Source organism: Sphingobium sp. (assembly GCF_003248505.1).
Lineage (GTDB): Bacteria > Pseudomonadota > Alphaproteobacteria > Sphingomonadales > Sphingomonadaceae > Sphingobium.
This window is the reverse complement of sequence record NZ_QFOA01000129.1, coordinates 1-4,966: the sequence shown is the minus strand read 5'-3', so window position 1 is coordinate 4,966 and position 4,966 is coordinate 1. Positions and strand designations below refer to the sequence as shown.

Genomic DNA, 4,966 nt, shown 5'->3' with positions numbered 1-4,966 from the left:
ATCGAGGAGGTTCAGCCGCTACAGATTACACCCAAGGCCGCCTGAAAATGCAGCCCGCTGGCCACACCCGAATTTACACCACATTGACGGACGCGACCCGGAGTTCGGCGATCAGTTTCAGGATATCTTCTTCGTCCATTTAGTATCCTGTTACACGATAGTGCTTCGAGCGTAACAATCTTCGTCTCGAAAGACTTCTGCAAGGAACTTCCTCGCGTTTTGGTCGCTGGACCGCTGGAGGTTCACCGATGGCAACACGCGCATACTGGCAGGGTCAGATCAAGCTGGCGCTCGTTTCGATCCCTGTTGAAATCTATCCTGCGACAAAGTCGGGCGCGGCGGTGTCGTTCCGGCAGATCCACGAGCCCACTGGCAAGCCAATCCACTATGAGAAGGTCGTGAGTGGCGTTGGACCGGTTGACCGGGACGAAATCCTCAAGGGATACGAGACCTCCAAGAACAACTTCGTGCTGCTCGAGCAGGACGAGATCGATGCGGTAAAGATCGAGAGCAAGAAAACGCTGGAACTCGTCCAGTTCGTCGAGGCTGACGCCATCGACGTTCTCTACTATGAGAAGCCCTACTTCGTGGTCCCCGCAGATGACCTGGCTGAGGAGGCATACGCCGTGCTGCGCGATGCGCTCCGGCAGACAAAGAAGGTCGGCCTCGGCCAACTTTCCGTGCGTGGACGCGAGCTGCTCGTCTCGCTGAAGCCGTGCGGGCGCGGCATGATCCTTGAGGTGCTCCGATACGCAGACGAAGTGACAAAGGCGCAGACATATTTCCGCGGCCTACCTGCCGACACTGCCGATGAAGACATGCTCGATCTCGCGGTCAGCATCATCGACAAGAAGACCGCTCCCTTCAGGCCGGAGGAATTCAAGGACCGCTATGTGGATGCGCTTCATCGCCTGATCGACAAGAAGAAGAAGTCGAAGGGCAAACGCGTGCTCGAGGACGTCGATGACGAGCCGGCTGACCGGAAGGGCGGCAATGTGATCGATCTGATGGCAGCGCTCAAGAAGTCGGCCGGTGAGGGATCACGCAAGTCCACACCGGCCAAGAAGGCAGCGACGGCAAAGACCCCACAAAAGAAGGCGCCCGCACGCCGCAAGTCGGCCTGATGGCCACTAGGGACGCCCTCGCGCCATACAACGCGAAGCGCGACTTCAAGCGCACGCGAGAGCCCCGCGGCAAGGTCGCCAAGAAGGGCGGGAACAGCTTCGTGGTTCAGAAGCACGCAGCCACCCGCCTGCATTGGGACTTCCGACTGGAGATCGACGGCGTTCTAAAGAGCTGGGCCGTGACTAAAGGGCCCAGCCTCGACCCCAACGACAAGCGCCTCGCTGTCCGAACCGAGGATCACCCGCTGGACTATGGCACGTTCGAGGGGAGCATACCGAAAGGCGAATATGGCGGCGGCACTGTCATGTTGTGGGATCGCGGCACTTGGGAGCCGATCCCCGGCAAGAGCGCTGACGACCTCAAGGACGGGCATCTCCATTTCATCCTGCATGGCGAGCGGATGAAGGGCGAGTGGCTGCTCGTCCGTATGAAGGGCCGGCCGGGCGAGAAGCGCGAAAACTGGCTATTGCGCAAGATCGACGATGCCGAGGCGGGAAGCGGCGACACGCTCGTCGACCGTTCACTCACCAGCGTCCTAACCGACCGCACGATGGCCGAGATCGAGGCTGATAGGGAGGGAACACAGTCGCTTCCCGGTGCAAAAGGGAAGACCTTCGCGAAGAAGATGGCGGAAGCGCACGCCCACAACGCGGAGGTGACGCACAAGTCGAGAAAATCCAAGGCTCGTTCGACGCAAGGCCCCCTTCCCCGCTTCGTGAAGCCACAGCTCGCGACGCTTGTCGATGCCGTGCCCACCGGCAACGACTGGCTTCACGAGATCAAGTATGACGGCTATCGGGCGCTCATCGCAGTAAGTGGATCGCGTGTAGAGCTTTACACACGCAACGGGTTGGACTGGACGGAGAAGTTCACACCGCTCGTCAAGGCGATTGCCGAGCTGGACCTACCCTCCGCGCTCATCGACGGCGAGATCGTAGCGTTTGGAGAGAACGGCAATCCGAGCTTCTCGGCCCTACAATCGGTCCTCAAGCGCGGTCACGGCTCTCAGCGTGAGGACACGCCCTTCCACTTCTTCGCATTCGACCTGCTGTCCCTCGACGGCATGGATCTGAAGCCGCTCACCACGATGGAGCGGAAGGAACGGCTCGAAGCTCTGCTTGCCGACGCCGAGGATCCCATCCACGTCTCCGACCACGTGATTGGCATGGGCGAGAAGCTATACCGCTCGATGTGTGAGGCGGGACAGGAAGGGATCATCGCCAAGCGGATCGATGCGCCATACCGGAGCGACCGAACACGCAACTGGGTGAAAGTGAAGTGCACGCGTCGGCAGGAGTTTGTTCTAATCGGCTGGACGAAGAGTAGCGCGCGGGGACGCCCGTTCGCGTCGCTGCTCCTCGCCCAATATGAAGGAAAGAAGCTAATCTACAAAGGCAAGGTCGGCACTGGTTTCGATGCTGACACAATGGAAAGCCTTCAAGCGGCGATGGCTCAAATCGCTGTCGATGAACCGCCGGCTGACGTTCCACGGGTTGAAGCACGCGGCGCACAGTGGATCAGGCCCAAGCTCGTCGCGGAGATCGCCTTCGCCGAGTTCACCGGGGAGGGTCGCGTTCGCCACGGCAGCTTCCTAGGGCTCCGGTCCGACAAGCCGGTAAAGGCCGTAAACCCCGAACGGGCGAAGAAGGCGCCGACCGTCGAGACCTCAATAAAAATCAGCAATCGTGATCGCGAAATATTTGAAAGCGGCCAGACGAAGGGCGATCTCGCTGACTACTACCAGCGCGTCGCCCCTCTCATGCTACCCTTTCTTGCGAACCGGCCCATCAGTCTGGTGAGATGTCCTCAAGGTCGTGCGAAGAAGTGCTTCTTCCAGAAGCACGACGGCGGGACATTCGGGAAGCACGTGCGGCAGGTTCCTATCCGCGAGAAGGACGGAGGAAGCGAAGACTACATCTTCGTCGAGGATGCAGAAGGCGTCCTGGAGTGCGTCCAGATGGGGACTATCGAGTTTCATGGTTGGGCTTCGCGCGCTGACGCCGACCGCATGATCTTTGATCTTGATCCAGACGAGGGAATGGACTTCGCCAAGGTGCGGAAGGCAGCCGAGGACATCCGCGATCATCTCAGCGACATCGGCCTCGTATCCTTTGCGATGCTGTCAGGTGGCAAGGGCGTGCATGTCGTCGTGCCACTTACTCCTGGCCATAGCTGGGATGAACACAAGGACTTCGCCTCGCGCTTCGCGCGGGCACTCAGCGAAGCGGAGCCTGACCGCTTCGTCGCGACAATGAGCAAGGCGAAGCGAGCGAAACGCATCTTCATCGACTGGCTTCGCAACCAACGCGGCAGCACGGCCATCTTGCCGTATTCCGCACGGGCCCGGGCTGGCGCGCCAATGGCGATCCCCATCGGGTGGGACGAACTCGGTAAGATGGAGGACGCCCACCCCTTCAGCATCGACGACGCGGAGGCGCTCATAGAACGGCAAAAGGCGCTCAAGGGATGGGGCTTCGCGACCCAGGCGCTTCCAGCCCTCTAAAGGCCAGCTTCTCCGCCTTCGTTGTAGTTGTCACTATGGAGCCAAATAACGCATCCAGCGTTGCTGCATTGCAGCAATGGAGATCGACCTATGCGGACGCTCGAGCATCTCACGGCGCTATGGACATGGCCGTTTCAAGTCATGCAGGCCAACATCGCCCTCGCCGAGACTGCGATGGGTATCCCGACAATTCTCGGTGCCAGACTGCCGATAATCGGCGCCGCGATATTCAACCCCTGGGCGGCCAATCACAGGGAGCTGACCCTAATGGTGTCAGAGAAGACGAAGGCCTTCGGCCAGTCGCATCGACACTTCGAACGCAGCGCCAACCTCTTTCGTTCAGCGACGGAGGCGAATGCGCGTGCTTTGGGAAACGCGTCCATGGCTCGCATGGGACCAGCCGAGATGTTCAGCCTCGCGGAGAAGAACCTCGCGGCAGCCGCCTCGCTGATCAACCTTCCCTCCAATTCTATAGCGCCGATCCACAGGCGGGTCAGCGGCAATGCCAAGCGGCTATCGAAACCCGGCAAGTGAGAGCGGTTGATCGCCCTGGCTGCACCGCCCTCGACCGTTGATCAGCTAGTTGGTCGACCAAGGGTCGGGTTCAGAGGACCTGACGCGCTGCTACTCTGCAGTCGATGGGATTTGGAGTGACGGAGATCCGTTCTTTCTTACCAATTCCCAAAGCCCGACCGATCGACTTACCAACCGCAGAGAAAACCGAGCCGCCGTCGAGCTTGCTCCCTGGTGGTTCGCCAGCCGCAGAGATTGTCGGTGAGGAAAGCGTTCCACCTACCCCGATCGGATCCTCCAGTCTGAGGGCGCTCGGATTTCTGGACTGACCGCTGATCGAGAGGCTGATCCTCTCGGACGCGAGCGAGATAAGCCCCTTTCCAGTCCCCAATGAAATAGCCGTGTCTGCAACGAATTGGTTGGCTACCAAATCACCCCGGGTAGCTGCAAAACCGACTACAAGACATCGCAACGGGACCACCGCGTCCTTGTCACGCAGGACTGTGCCTATCGCCTTTCCTAAATCCTGCCCCAAGACAGCCGCGAAGGTGCGCTTTATCGTCCCACCCTCCACGGCCAGTCCCGCGCGGCCATTTGCCGTCCCCAATGCCTCTCGGATGGTGTCGCCCGTGCCTACTAATGCAACGCGCCCTTGGAGTGGGCCCGTGATATCCTTGGTGCCCATCACCGTCTCGAGGCGCCCACCGGCGAACTTGAGGTCGATTGTCAGCTTGGGACGTATAGCACCGTATCTCTGTTCCACCTCGAGCAGCCCTGTCATCCTGCCACTCGACATTCCTGCAACGATGTTCTCGATCCGCAGCA

Annotated in this window: 3 protein-coding genes and 1 pseudogene; 3 read left to right on the top strand and 1 reads right to left on the bottom strand. The window is 60.0% G+C overall.

Features of this window, described 5'->3' with window-relative positions:
- The first annotated feature begins 248 nt into the window (after nt 1-248).
- The 3 genes from DI606_RS19440 to DI606_RS19430 all read left to right on the top strand — a co-directional run bounded on the left by DI606_RS19440 (nt 249) and on the right by DI606_RS19430 (nt 4,162).
- The gene (locus DI606_RS19440; protein ID WP_293985591.1) at nt 249-1,124 is read left to right on the top strand and encodes a Ku protein; all 876 of its coding nucleotides are present in this window, start codon (nt 249-251) and stop codon (nt 1,122-1,124) included.
- On the top strand, nt 1,124-3,628 hold the full coding sequence (ligD, locus tag DI606_RS19435) for a DNA ligase D (RefSeq protein ID WP_293985590.1): 2,505 nt from the start codon (nt 1,124-1,126) through the stop codon (nt 3,626-3,628). The genes DI606_RS19440 and ligD overlap by 1 nt, the downstream gene beginning before the upstream one ends.
- A gap of 90 nt (nt 3,629-3,718) precedes the next feature.
- Entirely contained in the window at nt 3,719-4,162 is a 444-nt protein-coding gene (locus DI606_RS19430) for a hypothetical protein (RefSeq protein ID WP_293985589.1), read from the top strand.
- Nucleotides 4,163-4,232: 70 nt separating this feature from the next.
- Here the strand turns inward: DI606_RS19430 and DI606_RS19425 are convergent.
- Nucleotides 4,233-4,966: pseudogene (locus DI606_RS19425) on the bottom strand (AsmA family protein); the annotation flags it as partial.